Raw genomic sequence first — 19,713 nt, forward strand, 5'->3', positions numbered from 1 at the left:
CGCTCGAGCGCAGCCGAGAGTGGGGGAGCGACCAGCCACACTCGACCCGCACCCGCGTACGAACGACAGGCACCCGAGACCGCCCGTGCCCGCTCGCCCGCACCTCACGGCGCCGCCCAGCACATGGGCACCCACACGCCCCCCCCGCATACCCGGAGGGTTTGCGCAAGAGTGCCGTCCCGGCCATCCGGCCCGGTCCGGTTCGTATGCGGAACTTCCATCCGGTTAGGCTCATGACATGCATGCCTGGCCCGCTTCTGAGGTCCCCGCCCTGCCCGGCAAGGGCCGCGACCTCCGGATCCACGACACCGCGACCGGCGGTCTGGTCACCCTCGACCCCGGTCCCGTCGCCCGTCTCTACGTCTGCGGGATCACTCCCTACGACGCGACCCACATGGGTCACGCGGCGACCTACAACGCGTTCGACCTCGTGCAGCGCGTGTGGCTCGACACCAAGCGGCAGGTTCACTACGTGCAGAACGTCACAGACGTCGACGATCCGCTGCTGGAGCGCGCGGATCGCGACGGCGTCGACTGGGCGGGCCTCGCCGAGAGGGAGACCGCCCTCTTCCGCGAGGACATGACCGCCCTGCGGATGCTGCCCCCGCAGCACTACATCGGTGCCGTCGAGGCGATACCGGGAATCGTTCCGCTCGTCGAGCGACTGCGGGACGCCGGCGCCGCGTACGAACTCGAAGGCGACGTCTACTTCTCCGTCGAGGCCGACCCGAACTTCGGCAGCGTGTCCAACCTGGACGCCGCCGCGATGCGCCTGCTGTCCGCCGAGCGCGGTGGCGACCCGGACCGCCCGGGCAAGAAGAACCCGCTCGACCCGATGCTCTGGATGGCCGCCCGTGAGGGCCAGCCCAGCTGGGACGGCGGTTCGCTCGGCCGTGGCCGGCCCGGCTGGCACATCGAGTGCGTCGCCATCGCCCTCGACCACCTCGGCATGGGCTTCGACGTCCAGGGCGGGGGATCGGACCTCGTCTTCCCGCACCACGAGATGGGCGCCTCGCACGCCCAGGTGCTGACCGGTGAGTTCCCCATGGCCAAGGCGTACGTCCACGCCGGGATGGTCGCTCTCGACGGCGAGAAGATGTCGAAGTCGAAGGGCAATCTCGTCTTCGTGTCCACGCTGCGGCGAGACGGCGTCGACCCCGCGGCCATACGGCTCGCGCTGCTCGCCCACCACTACCGTGCCGACTGGGAGTGGACCGACCAGGTCCTCGCGGACGCCGTCGCGCGGGTCGGCCGCTGGCGCGCCGCCGTGTCACGGCCCGACGGCCCGCCCGCGGAGGCGTTGGTCGAGGAGATCCGCGAGGCCCTCGCGAACGACCTGGACGCCCCGGCCGCGCTCGCCGCGGTCGACCGCTGGGCCGCCCTGCAGCAGGAGCAGGGCGGTACGGACGAGGGCGCGCCCGGAGTCGTGTCACGTGCCGTGGACGCCCTTCTCGGCGTGGCCCTGTAGGCCGCTGCCCACAGGGCGCCGGGCGGGTCGTCTCCCGCCCGGCGCCCTTTGTCCTTCCGGGAGCAGACGTGGCGTCACCATCCGGCCGGCCACTGTCCGGGACCCTGTCGAGACGCTGTCGGACGACTGTTGTTTGCTGCGGGGGCGTGCGACATGTGATGGGGTGACAGCGGAAGTTGACCGCTCCGACCGGCCAACTGCCGGTCCCCACGCGGAAGGACGCGCTGTGGCACCTGCACCCCCGCACTCAGCCCTCGCCCACCACCTCAGCCGGCGCGGCATGCTCATGGCCGGAGCCGTGACCGCCGGTACCGTGCTCCTCGGATCACCGGCCGAAGCGGCCGCGGGACCGGCGAAGACCGGGCCCGGCGTGATCCCGCTGCCGGACGGCTTCCGTCCCGAGGGCATCACGATCGGCGGCGGCCCGTACGCCTACCTCGGCTCGCTGGGCGACGGCTCGATATACCGCACCGACCTGCGCACCGGAGAGGGCCGGATCATCTCGACCGGGCCCGGAACGCCGACGGTCGGGCTCAAACTCGACGGCCGCGGGCGGCTATTCGTCGCCGGGCGCGGTGAGGGCGCCCGCGTGGTGGATGCCCGTACGGGGGAGATCCTCGCCTCGTACAGGCTCACCACGGCGACCCCGACCTTCGCCAACGACGTGTTCCTGACCCCGCGCACGGCCTGGTTCACGGACTCGTTCCAGCCCGCGCTCTATGCCCTGCCGCTCGGCCGGGGCGGTGCGCTGCCGGACGCGGACGACGTCGTGCGGATCACCCTGAGCGGCGACTGGAGCCAGGTCCCCGGCGAGGTCGTGAACGCCAACGGCATCACACGCACCCCCGACGGCAAGGCGCTTCTCGTCGTACAGTCCGGGGTCGGCGGTCTCCACCGCGTCGACCCGAGGACCGGGGTCACCAAGCTGGTCGACCTCGGTGACGCGGACCCCCTCACCAACGGCGACGGACTGCTGCTGATCGGGCGGACGCTGTACGTCGTGCAGAACCGGCAGAACGCGATCGACGTGTTCACGCTCGCCGCGGACGGCACCAGCGGTGTCTTCCAGAAGCGTGTCACGGACCCGGACTTCGACGTGCCGACCACCGTGGCCGAGTACAACGGGACGCTCTACCTGCCCAACGCCCGGTTCACCACCACGCCGACGCCGGACACGACGTACGCCGTCGTCGCCGTCAAGCGCTGACCGGCGCGAACACCCAGCACACCACAGCACATCGAGCACATGGACGAGAGGGGCGGTGCGCCGTGCGCACCGCCCCTTCCTGGTGTCTCAGTCGTCCGACGACTCGTCGTCGTCGGGTCCCGGCCGCTGCGGCTTCGGCGGACGTGTCCGGCCGCCGGGGTTGTCCCGCAGGTACGAGGCGGTGTCGCTGCCGTCCGCCGTGGCGTGTCCGCCCGGGGACGGGCCCGGCCCGCCGCCGTCCCGTCGGCGCAGATAGCGCTCGAACTCGCGGGCGATGGCCTCGCCGGACGCCTCGGGCAGCTCGGCGGTGTCCCGGGCCTCCTCCAGCGTCTGCACGTACTCGGCGACCTCGCTGTCCTCGGCGGCCAGCTGGTCCACGCCCACCTGCCACGCGCGCGCGTCCTCGGGCAGCTCGCCCAGCGGGATGCGTACGTCGATGAGGTCCTCCAGACGGTTCAGGAGGGCCAGCGTGGCCTTCGGGTTGGGCGGCTGCGACACGTAGTGCGGGACCGCCGCCCACAGCGAGACCGCCGGGACGCCCGCATGTGTGCACGCCTCCTGGAGGATGCCGACGATGCCCGTGGGGCCCTCGTACTTGGTCTCCTCCAGGTCCATCCGCCGGGCCAGGTCGGGGTCGGACGTGACCCCGCTGACCGGGACCGGACGCGTGTGCGGGGTGTCGCCGAGCAGGGCGCCCAGGATGACCACCAGCTCCACGCCCAGCTCATGGGCGAAGCCCAGCAGTTCGTTGCAGAACGAGCGCCACCGCATGGACGGTTCGATGCCGCGGACCAGCACCAGGTCCCGGGGCTTCTCACCGCCGACCCTGACCACCGACAGCCTGGTCGTCGGCCAGGTGATCTTGCGTACGCCGGCGTCCATCCACACCGTGGGGCGGTTGACCTGGAAGTCGTAGTAGTCCTCGGCGTCCAGCGCCGCGAACACCTCGCCCTTCCACTCCCGGTCCAGATGCGCGACCGCGGTGGAAGCGGCGTCGCCGGCATCGTTCCAGCCCTCGAACGCGGCCACCATGACTGGGTCGATCAGCTCGGGAACTCCCTCCAGCTCGATCACCCAGCGCCTCCTTCCGACGTGCCCTCGCGTACGTCCCAACCTTACGGCGTGCCGCGGGGGCCTCCGCAGCCCCCTTGCACAGGGGGAGTGAACGGATCACTGCCCCGTTCGCCGTCCCGGAACACCCGTCGGCCGAGCTGTCTCCGGCGGTTCACAGGGTCGAGCGCAGCCAGTGCTCCACCGACGCGATGTGCACCGTGGCCCATGAGCGGGCCGCCTCCCCGTCGCGGTCGCGGAGGGCGGCGAGGATCATGCGGTGTTCGTGGAGGGTACGGCTGACGGCGTCCTCCTGGGTGAGACCGCGCCAGATACGGGCCCGGGTCGTGGGACCGGAGAGCCCGTCCAGCAGGGAGCAGAGCACCGAGTTGCCGGAGCTCTGCACGATGCCCCGGTGGAAGTCCAGGTCGCAGGCCACGAGCTCCTCCACGGACGGCGCCTCGCCCAGCTTGTCCAGCTGGGCGCCCAGTGCGTCCAGCTGTTGTTCGCTGATGCGGGAAGCCGCCATCGCCGTGGCCGCCGGCTCCAGGATGCGCCGCACCGCGAGGAACTCCAGGACCGTGTCGTCGCGGTGGAAGTCGACGACGAAGCTCAGTGCCTCCAGCAGCAGCTGCGGGTCCAGACTGGTGACGTAGGTGCCGTCGCCCTGCCGTACGTCCAGGATGCGGATCAGCGACAGGGCCCGGACCGCCTCGCGCAGCGAGTTGCGGGACAGCCCGAGTTCGGACGCGAGCTCGCTCTCCTTCGGCAGGCGGTCGCCGGGGCGCAGCGCGCCGGAGACGATCATTCCCTTGATCTTCTCGATCGCCTCATCGGTGACTGCCATGGCGTGCCTCCCTGTTGCTCAGACATCCGATGTCTGCTGGTCATTATGCGTCAAACAGTCATGCAGGGTGCCCACCTGCGGAAACCGGCGGCACCTCGGCCCTGTGCCGGCCATGTCCATCGCTGTAAAGGGCGTGACGTACCCCCCATCACCTCGGCACAATTTGTTCATGGACAATCAACGGGGGTTGAACGTCTGGCAGTCACCGTCCGAGGTGCACAACATCGTCCGGGACAGCACCGTCGAGTATCTGATCCAGGTCGGACATGTTCACGGCACCCTCGTGGTGAACCTGCCACCCAGCCGCGATCCGACGGACACCGCCGCCGAGGAACTGGCCCGCGCCGTCCGCGCGCGGTGGTCGGCCGAGGCCGCGGCGTGGGAACTCGGCGACACCGACGCCCCGCTCGCCGTGCGCTGGCTTGCGCGCTGGGCGCCCTCGGTGGACACCAGGGCCGCCGTCCGCAGCGACCGGCTCGGCGACGTCGTCGACACCCTGTGCCGACTCGACCCGCGCCGCCTCGTCGTACTCGGCGGCCCCGGCTCCGGAAAATCGACCCTGCTCGCCATGGCCGTCGTGCGCCTGGCCGAGCGGCACCTGGGCGATGTGACCCGTGGCGTGCGAGGCGACCGCACCACACCCGTTCCGGTGCTGCTGTCGCTCGAGTCGTGGGACGCGGAGACCGTGGCGTTCCGCGACTGGCTGGTCGAGCGCGTTCAGGAGGACCACCCGGGGCTGCCGCGGATGGAGGGGGAACATCCGGCCCGCCGCCTGGTGCGCGACGGCCGCGTGCTCGCCGTGCTCGACGGCCTCGATGAACTCCCCGGCCACCGCAGGGCCGCGGTCGTCCGCCAACTGAACTCCGCGCCACGGGGGTCTGGCTTCGTGCTGGCCTCCCGCACCGACGAGTACCGCGCCCTCGGACTGCGCGTGGCCGGCGCCTCCGACATCGAGGCACTCCCGGTCACTCCCCGCGACGCGGCCCGCCACCTGCTGCTCACATCCTCCGACGCACTCCACGAGAGATGGGGCCAGGTGGCCGAGGACCTGGCCGACCACCCCGAGGGGCCGCTCGCCCTCGCGCTGACGACCCCGCTGATGATCTGGCTCGCCCGCCGCGCGTACAGCGGCCCGTACACGGACCCGGCGAGCCTCACCGACCGGACACGGCTGCCCACCCGTGACGCCGTCGAGAACCACCTGATGGACGCGGTGATCCCGGCGGCCTTCGCGCCTGCCGCCCACGACACGGAGCGACTGCACGCGCCCGGCCGCTGGAACGCGGTGCGCGCCAGGGGCTGGCTCACGTTCCTCGCCCATGAACTCGACCGCCGCCGCACCACCGAGTTCTCGTGGTGGCGGCTGAACCGGGTACGGGCGGCCCGCCTTCTCGCCGTACCCACACTGTTCGCCATCTGCGTAGCCCTCGCCGAGTCGGTGCTGACGCTCACCACATGGGCACAGGACACGTACGGGGACTCCGCCCTTCCGGCGCGCATCCTGGAGCACACCTATCTGTTCGGCGGTTTCGTCCAGGGCATGGGCCTGATGATGGCGACGTTGTTCTGGTTCGGCGACCGGTTCTGGCAGCCGCGCCGCCGGGCCAACCCCTTCAAGGCGGGCGCCGCCCTGCGCGCCGCGTCCCGTGCCGTCTCCGCCCGGCGGGGTCTGGCGGCCGCCGCCGTCCTCGTCGTACCGACCGTCATGCTCCTGCTCCTGCGCGGGAGTGCGTACCACGCCGACGCCTTCATCGCCGAGACCCTGCTGGACTTCGTCCTGCCGGCCCTGGTGATGGCCGTGATCGCCGCGCCGTCGGACGCCGTCGACGCCGCCACCCCCGACGACCTGCTCGCCGACGAGCGCCGCACCGCACTGATCACGCTCTGCGTCGTCGCCCCGCTCATCGGGCTCGGCACGGGCGTGAACCGCCTGCTCAGCGGGGGTGGACCCGTGACCGCCTGGACCGCCTTCGTGGAGTGCTTCACCGGAGCCGTGATGGTGCTCGTGGTGCTGAGCCCGTGGTTCGTGTGGGTGGTCTCCAAGGCGTGGCTCGCGGTCCTGGGCCGGGTGCCCTGGTCGCTCATGGAGTTCCTGCGGGACGCGTACCGTCAGGGGCTGCTCCAGCGGCACGGAGGCGTGTACCGCTTCCGGCACCTGCGGCTCCAGGAACACCTGGCGGGACGCGGCCGGTCCGTGGGGCCCACCTCTGCCGCCCCAGTCGCGCCACGGCAGCAGCCCCTTGTGGTCACGGGACCTCAGCCGCGGCAACTCCCGCCCGCCGCCGGGCCGTTGCCCAGCTTCTCGGACATGCTGGACAACCCGCAGCCGATGCACGAGCTGCGTGGCTATTCCGTGTCCTCCACCGAACAGGCGTACGTCATGACCGGCCGCGACCGCCGTCTGCCGCTCGGCCACTGGGTGTGGTGCGGCATGTTCATGATCGTCGCGTTGCTGCGCCTGGCCGCGAGCGGCAACTGGGACACCCCGATGAGCTGGATCAGCGTGCTGTTCTGGCCCGTCTTCGCCCTGCTCATCAACATCGTGGCGTTTCTGCTGCCCAGGACCACACTGGAGCTGCGCGTCGACACCCAGGGGATCACGTCCCGTATGGGGCGCCACCGGGCCGCGTACGCCTGGCACGACGTCCTGGCGGTGCGCGTCCGGCAGGTCCACGTCCGCGGCCGCAACCAGCGCGTGCACGGCCCGCACGTCCGGCTCAGGCCCGGCGCGCCGGAGCCGAAGCGGGTGTTCCACGGCCGCGACGGCTGGTATCTGGTGCTGCCGATGCATGTGCGCCCGGTCCTGCCACCGGACGTCGCGGACGCGTTCGTGCGCTTCTCGGGAGGCCGCTGGCAGGGCTGACGCTGCCGGAAGGGGCGGTTCCCACAGCGGCTCCGCAGTGGGAACAGCCGTGGGAACCGCCCCTTCCTCCCCGATGGCGTCACTCCTTGTCGAGCAGTTCCTGCACCTTGCCGCGGACGTCGTCCGTGTCCAGGCCCCGGATCGTCAGCGTCGTGCGGCGGCGCAGCACGTCGTCCGCCGTCTCGGCCCACTCGTTGTCGCGGGCGTAGACGACCTGCGCCCAGATCTCCGGCGCGTCCGGGTGGACGCGCTCGCCCAGCCCCGGGTCGTCGTTGGCGAGGCGGGCTATGTCGAAGGCGAGCGAACCGTAGTGCGTGGCCAGGTGCCGTGCCGTGTCGGGCGCCATGCGCGGGCCGGGCGCCGGGCGGTCGACCAGGAGCCGGTGGGCGACCGCGCGCGGATTGGCGACGCCCGGCAGAGGCAGCCTCCTCGGCAGCGAGGCGACGGGTTCGAAGTCCTCACCGAGCGGCTGGCCGGGCAGCGCCTGCAGCTTCTTCATGACCGTACGGCCGATGTGGCGGAAGGTGGTCCACTTGCCGCCCGCGACAGAGAGCATCCCGCCCCGGCCCTCCGTCACGACCGTCTCCCGCTTGGCCTTCGACGTGTCGCCGGGGCCACCCGGCAGCACCCGCAGACCCGCGAACGCGTAGGTGATCAGGTCGCGCGACAGCTGCTGGTCACGGATCGAGAGCGCGGCCTCTTCGAGGATCTGGGCCGTGTCCTTCTCGGTGACCGCGACCTCGGCCGGGTCGCCCACGTACTCCTCGTCGGTGGTGCCGAGCAGCAGCATGTCCTCCCAGGGGAGGGCGAAGGTGATGCGGTACTTGTCGATGGGGGTGGCGAGCGCGGCCCGCCACGGCGAGGTGCGCTTGAGCACCAGGTGCGCGCCCTTGGACAGACGGATGGAGGGGGCCGCGTCCGGGTTCTCCATACGGCGCAGGTGGTCGACCCACGGGCCGGTCGCGTTCAGCACGAGACGGGCGTTCACACCGAACTCGTCACCGGACAGCCGGTCCTTGAGCTCCGCGCCCGTGACCCGGCCCCGGGTGAAGCGCACACCGGTGACCTCGGCGTGGTTGAGGACGACGGCGCCCGCCTCGACGGCCGCGCGGACCGTCATCAGCGCCATCCGGGAGTCGTTCATCTGGTCGTCGCCGTACACGGCCACGGCCCTGAGGTTGTCCGTACGCAGCTCGGGCACGTCCTGCGCGGCCTTCGCCGGGCTCAGCAGGTGGCCCACGCCGTCGCCGAACGCCGACAGCGCGGAGTAGGCGAACACGCCCGCCCCGAGCTTCGCCGCGCCGTGCGGCCCGCCCTTGTACACGGGGAGGTAGAACGTGAGCGGGTTGGCCAGATGGGGGGCCACCTGGCGGGAGACCGCACGGCGCTCGAAGTGGTTCTCCGCCACCAGCTTCACCGCACCGGTCTGCAGATAGCGCAAACCCCCGTGAAGCAGCTTGGAGGAGGCGGAGGAGGTGGCGCCGGCGAAGTCACCGGCGTCGACCAGCGCCACCCTGAGTCCGGACTGCGCGGCGTGCCAGGCGGTGGAGATGCCCAGGATGCCGCCGCCGATGACGAGGAGGTCGTACGACGCCCTGGCGAGCTGCTCCCGGGTCTCGGCGCGGGTCGGGTTCGAGCCGGGTGCCGGGCGCGTGCCCAGGGCGGGCAGGGTCTGCAGGGTGGACTGACTGGTCATGCGTTCTCTTACTCCTCGTCAGCTCTCGGCAGCTTCAGGCAGCGCTAGTCGGCGTCGTCGGCGATCCAGCCCATGGTCCGCTCGACGGCCTTGAGCCAGTTCTTGTACTCACGGTCGCGGTGCTCCGCGTCCATGCGGGGGGTCCACTCGGCGGCCCGGCGCCAGTTGCGGCGCAGGTCGTCGGTGCTGGTCCAGAAGCCGACGGCGAGACCGGCGGCGTAGGCGGCACCGAGGCAGGTGGTCTCGGCGACCATCGGGCGCACCACGGGGGCGTCCAGGAAGTCCGAGAGCGTCTGCATCAGGAGGTTGTTGGAGGTCATGCCGCCGTCGACCTTGAGCGCGGTGAGCTCGACGCCGGAGTCCTTCGTCATCGCGTCGGTGATCTCCCGGGTCTGCCAGGCGGTGGCCTCCAGGACGGCGCGCGCGAGGTGCGCCTTGGTGACGTACCGGGTGAGCCCCGCGATCACACCGCGGGCGTCGGAGCGCCAGTACGGGGCGAACAGGCCGGAGAAGGCCGGTACGAAGTACGCGCCGCCGTTGTCCTCGACGGAGAGCGCCAGCGTCTCGATCTCGGCGGCGGTGGAGATCAGGCCCATCTGGTCGCGCATCCACTGCACCAGCGAACCCGTGACGGCGATCGAGCCCTCCAGGGCGTAGACCGGCTTCTGGTCGCCGATCCGGTAGCCCACGGTGGTCAGCAGCCCGCTGTACGAGTTGATGATCTTCTCGCCGGTGTTCATCAGCATGAAGGTGCCGGTGCCGTACGTGGACTTTGCCTCGCCCTCGGCGAAACAGGTCTGGCCGAACAGGGCCGCCTGCTGGTCGCCGAGCGCGGAGGCGACCGGGATGCCGCCGAGCAGCTCGCCCAGCCTGCCGCCGGTGATCTCGCCGTACACCTCGGCGGAGGAGCGGATCTCCGGCAGCATCTGCTGCGGCACACCGATGGAGGCGCAGATCTTGTCGTCCCACTCCATGGTGTGGAGGTTCATCAGGAGGGTGCGGGAGGCGTTGGTGACGTCGGTGACGTGGTGGCCGCCGTTGACACCGCCCGTCAGGTTCCAGATGACCCAGGTGTCCATCGTGCCGAACAGGATGTCGCCGGCCTCGGCGCGCTCACGCAGGCCCTCGACGTTGTCCAGCAGCCAGCGGGCCTTGGGACCGGCGAAGTAGGAGGCGAGGGGAAGGCCGGTCTCACGGCGGAAGCGGTCCTGGCCGACGTTGCGCCCGAGCTCCTTGCAGAGGGCGTCGGTGCGGGTGTCCTGCCAGACGATGGCGTTGTGGACGGGCTCACCGGTGTTCTTGTCCCAGAGCAGCGTGGTCTCACGCTGGTTGGTGATGCCGATGGCCTTGATGTCGTCGCGGGTGATGCCGGCCTTGTCGATGGCTCCGGCGACGACCTCCTGGACGTTGGTCCAGATCTCGGTGGCGTTGTGCTCGACCCAGCCCGGCTTGGGGAAGATCTGCTCGTGCTCCTTCTGGTCGACGGAGACGATACGGCCGTCACGGTCGAAGACGATGCAGCGGGACGAGGTCGTGCCCTGGTCGATGGCGGCGATGAACGGCCCATGGCCGTGGGAAGCGATGCCGGCGCGGGTGTCGGTCACGGGGTGCTCCTGAATCTCTGCGGACGAGCGGCTGTCGGTGGGGCGCGGTGCTTCTTGGCGGAATGGTTTCAGCGGTGCCGGCAGGCGTGGTGCTCTCAAGCGAAGGCGAGCTTGTAGATGCCTGCGGCGAACGCGCCGCCGATCAGCGGACCGACCACGGGGATCCAGGCGTAGCTCCAGTCCGAGCCGCCCTTGTTGGGCAGCGGCAGCAGGGCGTGCGTGATCCGCGGACCGAGATCACGGGCCGGGTTGATCGCGTACCCGGTCGGGCCACCGAGCGAGAGGCCGATGGACACGACCACGAGGGCGGTGATCAGCGCGCCCAGGGTGCCGAGGCCCTTGCCGCTGTCGTTCAGGCCCTGGGTGAGGACCGCGAGGACGAGCACGAGGGTGCCGATGATCTCGGTGGCCAGGTTCTGGAACACGTTCCGGATCTCGGGGCCGGTGGAGAAGATCCCGAGCACGGGGCCCGCCCCGGCCTCCTGCGCCTCGACGGCCTTGGCCTTGGTGTCCTGCGCGCCGGGACCGCCGACGATCTCGCGGTCGGTGAGGTGCGCGTGGAACTGTCCGTAGTACGCGACCCAGACCAGCGCGGCACCGATCATGGCGCCGAGCATCTGACCTGCCCAGTACGTCGGTACGTTGCTCCAGTCGCCGTCCTTGATGGCGATCGCGAGGGTCACGGCCGGGTTGAGATGGGCACCCGACAGCGGCGCAGAGGTGTAGACCGCCGTCAGAACGGCGAAACCCCACCCGAAGGTGATGGCGAGCCACCCCGCGTTACGGGCCTTGGAGGCCTTCAGCGTGACGGCGGCGCAGACGCCGGCGCCGAGCAGGATGAGTATGGCGGTACCTATGGTCTCGCCGATGAAGATGTCGGAGCTGGACACCCGCGACTCCTTTGTCCTTCGTCCAGGGAAGGCGAACCCCGGGTCCCTCCGGAGGTCCGTGCCCTCGGGGGTGAGAGCGATGCCGGCCCGTGGCGTTGTCACACTCTAGCGCGTATTGCCGATAAGTGTTCGACAATGCCGACCGATGGACGGAGTCTGGCTTTGGCTCCACGTGCACGTCAAGGGGTGCGTTATCGAAAATGCGATCGTTATTGATCGCTACAGGTTGTCGATCTTCCGCTGGCCGCAGCAGGGGTTCGGACGGGCCCGGGGCGCGCACGCGCGGGCCGTATGCGACGACTTACCGGCCCTTGCCCGCAAAGGTGCGGGTTCCTGTACGGCGGTACAGAACCGCGCGGCGGTCAGAACGGTGCGGCGGTCAGAATCGCGCGGCGGTCAGAACCGCGCTGCGCCGAGGTCCCGCGACACCGCGCGGGCGCAGTCGCGCACCGCCGCGATCAGCTCCGGGCGTACCTCGCCGTCCCGGTACACCCGCTCCACGGCGCCGGTGATGCCGACCGCGCCCACCGGCATACGGCGCCGGTCGTGGATGGGTGCGGCGATGGACGCCACGCCCTCCCAGGTCTCCTCGACGTCGACCGCGTACCCACGCGCGCGCGTGAGGTCGAGGACGCCCTCGAACTCGCCCAGCTCACTGATGGTCCGGTCCGTGAAGGCCTTCCGGTGGCCCTCCACGACCTCGCTGTGCGCCACCGGGTCGTACGCCGAGAGCACCTTGCCCAGCGCCGTGGAGTGCAGCGGCTGCATGACCCCGATCTCCAGGACCTGCCGGCTGTCGTCGGGCCGGAAGACGTGGTGCACGATCAGCACGCCCTGCTGGTGCAGCACCCCCAGGTAGACGCTCTCCCCGCTGGAGCGGGCCAGGTCGTCGGTCCACACCAGGGCGCGCGCCCGCAGCTCGTGCACGTCGAGGTACGTGGTGCCCAGGCGCAGCAGCTCGGCGCCCAGCTGGTAGCGCCCGGAGGCGTCGTCCTGCTCGACGAAGCCCTCCTGCTGGAGGGTGCGCAGTATGCCGTGGGCCGTGCCCTTGGCGAGGCCCAGCGACGAGGCGATGTCCGAGAGGCCGAGTCGCCGCTCGCCGCCCGCGAGGAGCCGCAGCATCGCGGCCGCCCGTTCGAGCGACTGGATGTTCCGTGCCATCGCCGTTCTGCCCTCCGTCCCCTTCGGCCGTCGGTGCGCGCCTCCACTGACACCGTTCGGCAATGTCGAACACTACCCGCCGCCATCGATCTGCCGCCAATGGCGGGCACGGCCTTTTCGCCGGATCACCCCCGACGAGCCCCGCGCGTTGACGCGCGCCGTCGGAGTAAACCGCATGTCGCGAGGTGTGGACGCATGTGGAGCCGGCAAGGGGCCCGCCTGACCCCGGGGGCCGCCGCGTCCGTCCGTCCCGTGGACGCCCTGACCGACCGAGCCCGCTCCGGGCTACCCTGGCCGGGTGCGCCTTCCGCAGGGAGCCGCAAAGCCGACAGCCGTCGCAGCCCAGGGAGCACCTTTATGGCCTCGTTGCCGAATCCGTCCCCTACGTCCGCCGCTTCCGACAGCCGGACCCGATCCGACGCCCTGCGCCATGCCCTGGCCACCCGTGTGGTGGTGGCCGACGGCGCGATGGGCACGATGCTGCAGGCGCAGGACCCGACCCTGGAGGACTTCGAGAACCTTGAGGGCTGCAACGAGATCCTGAACCTGACCCGCCCGGACATCGTGCGCTCGGTGCACGAGGAGTACTTCGCGGTGGGCGTCGACTGCGTGGAAACGAACACCTTCGGGGCGAACTTCTCCGCCCTCGGTGAGTACGACATCCCCGATCGGGTGTACGAGCTGTCCGAGGCGGGGGCGCGGATCGCGCGTGAGGTCGCCGACGAGTTCGCGGTGTCGACGGGGCAGCAGCGCTGGGTGCTGGGTTCCATGGGCCCGGGGACGAAGCTGCCGACGCTCGGGCACGCCCCGTACACCACGCTGCGGGACGCCTACCAGCAGAACGCCGAGGGCCTGGTCGCGGGAGGCGCGGACGCGCTGCTGGTGGAGACCACACAGGACCTGCTGCAGACCAAGGCGGCCGTGCTCGGTGCCCGCCGCGCCCTGCAGACGTCCGGTCTGGATCTGCCGCTGATCGTGTCGGTGACGGTGGAGACGACCGGCACGATGCTGCTCGGCTCGGAGATCGGCGCCGCGCTGACCGCGTTGGAGCCGCTGGGCATCGACATGATCGGGCTGAACTGCGCGACCGGCCCGGCCGAGATGAGCGAGCACCTGCGGTATCTGGCCCGTCACTCCCGCATCCCGCTGTCCTGCATGCCGAACGCCGGTCTGCCGGTTCTCGGCAAGGACGGCGCGCACTACCCGCTGACGGCCCCCGAACTCGCCGACGCCCAGCAGACGTTCGTGCGTGAGTACGGGCTGTCGTTGGTGGGCGGCTGCTGCGGCACCACCCCGGAGCACCTGCGCCAGGTCGTCGAGCGGGTGCGCGAGCTCACCCCGTCGCGGCGCGACCCCCAGCCCGAGCCCGGCGCCGCCTCCCTCTACCAGACGGTCCCCTTCCGTCAGGACACGTCCTACCTGGCGATCGGCGAGCGGACGAACGCCAACGGCAGCAAGAAGTTCCGCGAGGCCATGCTGGCCGCCCGCTGGGACGACTGTGTGGAGATGGCCCGCGAGCAGATCCGCGAGGGCGCCCACATGCTCGACCTGTGCGTGGACTACGTCGGCCGGGACGGCGTCGCCGACATGCGGGAACTCGCCGGCCGGTTCGCGACCGCGTCCACGTTGCCGATCGTCCTGGACTCCACCGAGGTCGACGTCATCGAGGCCGGGTTGGAACGGCTGGGCGGCCGCGCGGTGATCAACTCGGTCAACTACGAGGACGGCGACGGCCCGGAGTCCCGCTTCGCGAAGGTCACCAAGCTCGCGCAGGAGCACGGCGCCGCACTGATCGCGCTGACCATCGACGAGGAGGGCCAGGCCCGCACTCCCGAGAAGAAGGTCGAGATCGCCGAACGGCTCATCGACGACCTCACCGGCAACTGGGGCATCCACGAGTCGGACATCCTCATCGACACCCTGACCTTCACCATCTGCACCGGCCAGGAGGAGTCCCGCAAGGACGGCATCGCCACCATCGAGGCCATCCGCGAACTCAAGCGCCGCCACCCGGACGTGCAGACCACGCTGGGCCTGTCGAACATCTCCTTCGGCCTCAACCCGGCCGCCCGCATCCTGCTCAACTCCGTCTTCCTGGACGAGTGCGTGAAGGCGGGCCTGGACTCGGCGATCGTGCACGCGTCGAAGATCCTGCCGATCGCCCGGTTCAACGAGGAGGAGGTCCAGACCGCTCTCGACCTCATCCACGACCGCCGCGCCGAGGGTTACGACCCGCTGCAGAAGCTGATGGCCCTGTTCGAGGGCGCCACGGCGAAGTCACTGAAGGCGGGCAAGGCCGAGGAGCTGGCCGCCCTTCCCCTGGAGGAGCGCCTCAAGCGCCGCATCATCGACGGCGAGCGCAACGGCCTGGAGGCCGACCTCGACGAGGCCCTGCAGACCCGCCCGGCCCTCGACATCGTCAACGAGACGCTCCTGGACGGCATGAAGGTCGTCGGCGAACTGTTCGGCTCCGGCCAGATGCAGCTGCCGTTCGTGCTGCAGTCCGCCGAGGTCATGAAGGCCGCGGTCGCCCACCTCGAGCCGCACATGGAGAAGTCGGACGCCGACGGCAAGGGCACCATCGTGCTGGCGACCGTGCGCGGAGACGTGCACGACATCGGCAAGAACCTCGTCGACATCATCCTGTCCAACAACGGCTACAACGTCGTCAACCTCGGTATCAAGCAGCCGGTCTCGGCGATCCTGGAGGCCGCCGAGGAGCACCGGGCCGATGTGATCGGTATGTCGGGTCTGCTGGTGAAGTCCACGGTGATCATGAAGGAGAACCTGGAGGAGCTCAACCAGCGCGGCCTGGCCGCCGACTTCCCGGTCATCCTCGGTGGCGCGGCGCTGACCCGAGCGTATGTGGAGCAGGACCTGTACGAGCTGTACGAGGGTGAAGTCCGGTACGCGCGGGACGCGTTCGAGGGGCTGCGGCTGATGGACGCCCTGATCGGCGTCAAGCGGGGCGTGCCCGGAGCGGTCCTGCCGGAGCTGAGGCAGCGCCGGGTCAAGGCCGCCGCGGCCCGGACGGTCGTCGAGGAGCGGCCGGAGGAGGGCCACGTCCGCTCCGACGTCGCCACCGACAACCCCATCCCGGCTCCGCCGTTCTTCGGTACCCGCGTCGTCAAGGGCATCCAGTTGAAGGAGTACGCGTCCTGGCTGGACGAGGGCGCCCTGTTCAAGGGCCAGTGGGGTTTGAAGCAGGCGCGCACGGGTGACGGACCCTCGTACGAGGACCTGGTCGAGACGGAGGGGCGGCCGCGGCTGCGCGGGCTGCTGGACAGGCTCCAGACCGAGGGCCTCCTCGAAGCGGCCGTGGTCTACGGCTACTTCCCCTGCGTGTCCAAGGACGACGACCTGATCATCCTGGACGAGCAGGGCAACGAGCGCACCCGCTTCACCTTCCCGCGCCAGCGCCGGGGCCGCCGGCTGTGCCTGGCCGACTTCTTCCGCCCGGAGGAGTCCGGCGAGACCGACGTCGTGGGCCTGCAGGTCGTCACCGTCGGCTCGAGGATCGGGGAGGAGACATCGCGCCTCTTCGACGCCAACGCTTACCGTGACTACCTCGAACTCCACGGCCTGTCCGTGCAGTTGGCCGAGGCCCTCGCCGAGTACTGGCACGCACGCGTACGCGCCGAGCTCGGCTTCGCGGGAGAGGACCCGAAGGCCATCGAGGACATGTTCGACCTCAAGTACCGCGGGGCCCGCTTCTCGCTCGGCTATGGTGCCTGCCCCGACCTGGAGGACCGCGCCAAGATCGCGGAGCTGCTGGAGCCCGAGCGGATCGGTGTGAAACTCTCCGAGGAGTTCCAGCTGCACCCCGAGCAGTCCACCGACGCGATCGTCATCCACCACCCCGAGGCGAAGTACTTCAACGCGCGCTAGGTGTATTGATCACGATGCATTGATCACGAGCGTCGTATGCCCGTCTGTCCGATTCCCGTCTGTCCGTTTGCCCGTTTGACGACAAGACCTGGCCGGTGCATGTGTGGGCCCTATGAGTGCCCACGTGTGTGGAGCTCAAACCGAGCGTTTCGCCGAACAGCGTCGTAAACTGGTCGATCCACCGCAGGCCGGTTCCCCATCCGGGAGCCGGCCTGCTCGTCCCGCAAGGAGGTACGCCGGATGACGACAACGGTCCCCGCGCTCGGTACCCAGACGGCCGAAGGCTCAGCACTGCAGGCTGTGCTCCTCGACATGGACGGAACCCTGGTGGACACCGAGGGATTCTGGTGGGACGTCGAGGTCGAGGTCTTCGCGGGCCTCGGTCACGCACTCGACGACTCATGGCGCCATGTCGTGGTCGGTGGCCCCATGACCCGCAGTGCCGGCTTCCTCATCGAGGCCACGGGCGCCGACATCACCCTCGCCGAGCTCACCGTGCTGCTCAACGACGGGTTCGAGGACCGCATCGGGCGTACGCTGCCGCTGATGCCGGGCGCCACCAGGCTGCTTGCCGAGCTCGCCGCGCACGGCATCCCCACAGCCCTGGTCTCCGCCTCCCACCGGCGCATCATCGACCGCATCCTGACCTCGCTCGGCCCTCAGTACTTCTCCCTGACGGTCGCGGGAGACGAGGTGGAGCGGACCAAGCCGCACCCCGACCCGTATCTGCTGGCGGCCGCCGGGCTGGGCGCCGAACCGGCCAGGTGCGCGGTCATCGAGGACACGGCGACCGGTGTCGCGGCCGCGGAGGCCGCAGGCTGCCACGTCGTCGCGGTCCCCTCGGTGGCGCCCATCGCGCCGGCCGTCCGGCGCACGGTCGTCACCTCGCTCGAAGAAGTCGATCTCCCTTTTCTCCGTGGGTTGGTGGCCCTCTGACCACGGAAATCCATCGCCTGTTCACCCAGGGTGCCTAATTGAATACGCGATAATGCAAAGGGCTTCGCAGCCTTCGTCGCGGGAATTCGATACGGTGCGCCCTGGCTGAATTCCGATACTGGCCGGCGCTTGTGGCCCTGTGATTTTCGTCACCGGTCAGCGGGTCGACAAGGGGTGCCCGCCTGTGCCTCATCCGCCCGTTCCGTGGCGATCGGCACGTCCTTGTGTCCCGATTAGTGCAACCTGCACTGATCGGTCCGCTGACCAACTGTTCAGTGTGTCCGCGGTCGGTTCCGCAGCGTGATGGGAACTCAACTCCGCTGCGTGCAAACCACTCTTCCGGTGCGGACTAATCTCGTCGCGAGGACATCGTGTACCCCGTGACCCGCCCGCACACCCCAGCTGCCGGGTCCGTGGAAAGACAGCTACTGGAGAAACACGAGCATGAACCGCAAAACTCTGGTGCTGCCGGCCGTCATAAGCCTGCTCACCCCCGTGCTCGCCGCCTGTGGCAGCTCCGACGGCGGGAGCGGCGGCGACGCGATCGTTGTGGGTACGACGGACCGGTTCACCGCCTCCAGCGACACACCCGCGCCACTCGACCCCGCCTACGCGTACGACGTCGGTACCTGGAACGTCCTGCGCCAGACCGTGCAGACCCTGATGACGCAGCCCCGCGGTGACGGCGCCCCCGAGCCCGAGGCGGCCGAGAGCTGCCGCTTCACCGACACCGGCAACGAGCGCTACGCCTGCACGCTCCGCGAGGGCCTGAAGTTCGCGAGCGGCGACCCGATCACCGCCGAGGACGTGAAGTTCTCCATCGACCGGGCGCGCGCCATCAAGGCCGACAGCGGTGTGTTCGCCCTCCTGTCGACGGTCCAGCTGGTGGAGACCAAGGGCGACCGTGAGGTGATCTTCCACCTCAACGGGCCCGACGCCACCTTCCCGTTCAAGCTCTCCACACCCGTCGCCGGCATCGTCAACTCCGACGACTACGACAAGAAGAAGCTGCGCGACGGCTTCGAAGTCGACGGCTCCGGCCCGTACACCCTCAAGGCCGAGGTCAAGGACAACGAGGTCGTCGAGACCGTCTTCACCAAGAACCCCAACTACAAGGGGCTGTTGGAGCCGAAGAACGAAGAGGTCGTACTGCGCTCCTTCGCCGACGCCGACGCCATGGGTGCCGCGCTCGAAAAGGGCGACATCGACCTGATGACCCGCGCCATGACGCCGGAGCAGATCGACAAGCTCTCGGACACCTCCTCCGACGACATCGACGTCATCGAAGCGTCCGGCCTGGAGATCCGCTACCTGGGCTTCAACACCGACGCCCCGCAGGTCAAGACCAAGGCCGTCCGTCAGGCCATGGCCCAGCTCATCGACCGCGCCTCCCTCGTCTCCAAGGTCTACGGCACCCAGGCGCAACCGCTCTACTCAATGGTCCCGGCCAGCATCACCGGCCATTCCAACGCGTTCTTCAACAAGTACGGCGAACCGAGCAAGGCCAAGGCCAAGGCGACCCTGACCGACGCCGGCATCAACACCCCGGTGAAGCTCACCCTGAACTACACGACCGACCACTACGGCGCCGCCACGAAGCCGGAGTTCGAGCAGCTGCAGAAGCAGCTCAACGACAGCGGCCTGTTCGACGTCGACATCAAGGGCGCGTCCTGGGACAAGTTCCAGCCGGCCGAACGGGACGGCGAGTACGCGGTCTTCGGCTATGGCTGGTTCCCGGACTACCCGGACGCCGAAACGTACCTCTCGCCGTTCCTCGACAAGGACAACTTCCTGCGCCTGCCGTACGCGAACAACGAGATCCGCGGCACGCTGCTGCCCGAGGCCCGCCGTGAGGCCGACCGCCTCACCGCCTCGGACAGCATCAACGACATCCAGGACATCGTGGCCGAGGACGTACCGCTCCTGCCGCTGTGGCAGGGCAACCAGTACGTCGCCGTGAGGGACGACATCACCGGGGGCGAGTACGCGCTCAACTCCGCGTCGTCGCTTCAGCTGTGGGAGCTCGGCCGTGGCATCAGCGGCTGACCGGAGATCTCACTCCGTACTCCGGGGCCCCCTGGGCCCCGGAGGTTCCGTGAACCG

At 69.9% G+C, this 19,713-nt stretch carries 12 protein-coding genes; 6 read left to right on the plus strand and 6 right to left on the minus strand.

Going from position 1 to position 19,713, the window contains the following annotated elements:
* The first annotated feature begins 238 nt into the window (after positions 1-238).
* Positions 239-1,468 carry a cysteine--1-D-myo-inosityl 2-amino-2-deoxy-alpha-D-glucopyranoside ligase gene (gene mshC, locus E0500_RS35065; RefSeq protein WP_131564857.1) on the plus strand — a complete coding sequence of 410 codons (1,230 nt, stop codon included), beginning with the start codon at positions 239-241 and terminating at the stop codon, positions 1,466-1,468.
* A 280-nt stretch (positions 1,469-1,748) separates the two neighbouring features.
* Positions 1,749-2,675 (plus strand): SMP-30/gluconolactonase/LRE family protein, encoded by a 927-nt coding sequence (locus E0500_RS35070; RefSeq protein ID WP_181587472.1) that lies wholly within the window; start codon positions 1,749-1,751, stop codon positions 2,673-2,675.
* 87 nt (positions 2,676-2,762) lie between these two features.
* Here the strand turns inward: E0500_RS35070 and E0500_RS35075 are convergent, their stop codons facing one another.
* Entirely contained in the window at positions 2,763-3,749 is a 987-nt protein-coding gene (locus tag E0500_RS35075) for a PAC2 family protein (protein WP_131564861.1), read from the minus strand.
* 151 nt (positions 3,750-3,900) lie between these two features.
* Positions 3,901-4,572: a FadR/GntR family transcriptional regulator gene (locus E0500_RS35080; RefSeq protein WP_131564863.1), complete on the minus strand. Its 672-nt coding sequence runs from the start codon at positions 4,570-4,572 to the stop codon at positions 3,901-3,903.
* Positions 4,573-4,741: 169 nt separating this feature from the next.
* Between E0500_RS35080 and E0500_RS35085 the strand changes: the two genes are divergently transcribed.
* On the plus strand, positions 4,742-7,435 hold the full coding sequence (locus E0500_RS35085; RefSeq protein ID WP_131564865.1) for an NACHT domain-containing NTPase: 2,694 nt from the start codon (positions 4,742-4,744) through the stop codon (positions 7,433-7,435).
* Positions 7,436-7,514: 79 nt separating this feature from the next.
* Here the strand turns inward: E0500_RS35085 and E0500_RS35090 are convergent, their stop codons facing one another.
* The 4 genes from E0500_RS35090 to E0500_RS35105 all read right to left on the minus strand — a co-directional run bounded on the left by E0500_RS35090 (position 7,515) and on the right by E0500_RS35105 (position 12,786).
* Entirely contained in the window at positions 7,515-9,131 is a 1,617-nt protein-coding gene (locus tag E0500_RS35090; protein WP_131564867.1) for a glycerol-3-phosphate dehydrogenase/oxidase, read from the minus strand.
* A 44-nt stretch (positions 9,132-9,175) separates the two neighbouring features.
* Positions 9,176-10,714, minus strand: a complete 1,539-nt coding sequence (glpK, locus tag E0500_RS35095; protein ID WP_131564884.1) for a glycerol kinase GlpK — start codon at positions 10,712-10,714, stop codon at positions 9,176-9,178.
* A gap of 116 nt (positions 10,715-10,830) precedes the next feature.
* Complete coding sequence (locus E0500_RS35100; RefSeq protein WP_131564869.1) at positions 10,831-11,625, minus strand: MIP/aquaporin family protein; 795 nt, start codon at positions 11,623-11,625, stop codon at positions 10,831-10,833.
* 396 nt (positions 11,626-12,021) lie between these two features.
* Positions 12,022-12,786: an IclR family transcriptional regulator gene (locus tag E0500_RS35105; RefSeq protein WP_131564871.1), complete on the minus strand. Its 765-nt coding sequence runs from the start codon at positions 12,784-12,786 to the stop codon at positions 12,022-12,024.
* 357 nt (positions 12,787-13,143) lie between these two features.
* Between E0500_RS35105 and metH the strand changes: the two genes are divergently transcribed.
* The 3 genes from metH to E0500_RS35120 all read left to right on the plus strand — a co-directional run bounded on the left by metH (position 13,144) and on the right by E0500_RS35120 (position 19,656).
* Complete coding sequence (metH, locus tag E0500_RS35110) at positions 13,144-16,674, plus strand: methionine synthase (RefSeq protein ID WP_131564873.1); 3,531 nt, start codon at positions 13,144-13,146, stop codon at positions 16,672-16,674.
* A gap of 240 nt (positions 16,675-16,914) precedes the next feature.
* On the plus strand, positions 16,915-17,610 hold the full coding sequence (locus E0500_RS35115) for an HAD family phosphatase (RefSeq protein WP_131564875.1): 696 nt from the start codon (positions 16,915-16,917) through the stop codon (positions 17,608-17,610).
* Between the two features lie 444 nt (positions 17,611-18,054).
* Positions 18,055-19,656: an ABC transporter substrate-binding protein gene (locus E0500_RS35120; RefSeq protein WP_131564878.1), complete on the plus strand. Its 1,602-nt coding sequence runs from the start codon at positions 18,055-18,057 to the stop codon at positions 19,654-19,656.
* Positions 19,657-19,713 lie beyond the last annotated feature (57 nt).

It is taken from the genome of Streptomyces sp. KM273126 (assembly GCF_004337435.2).
Taxonomy (GTDB): Bacteria; Actinomycetota; Actinomycetes; order Streptomycetales; family Streptomycetaceae; genus Streptomyces; species Streptomyces acidicola.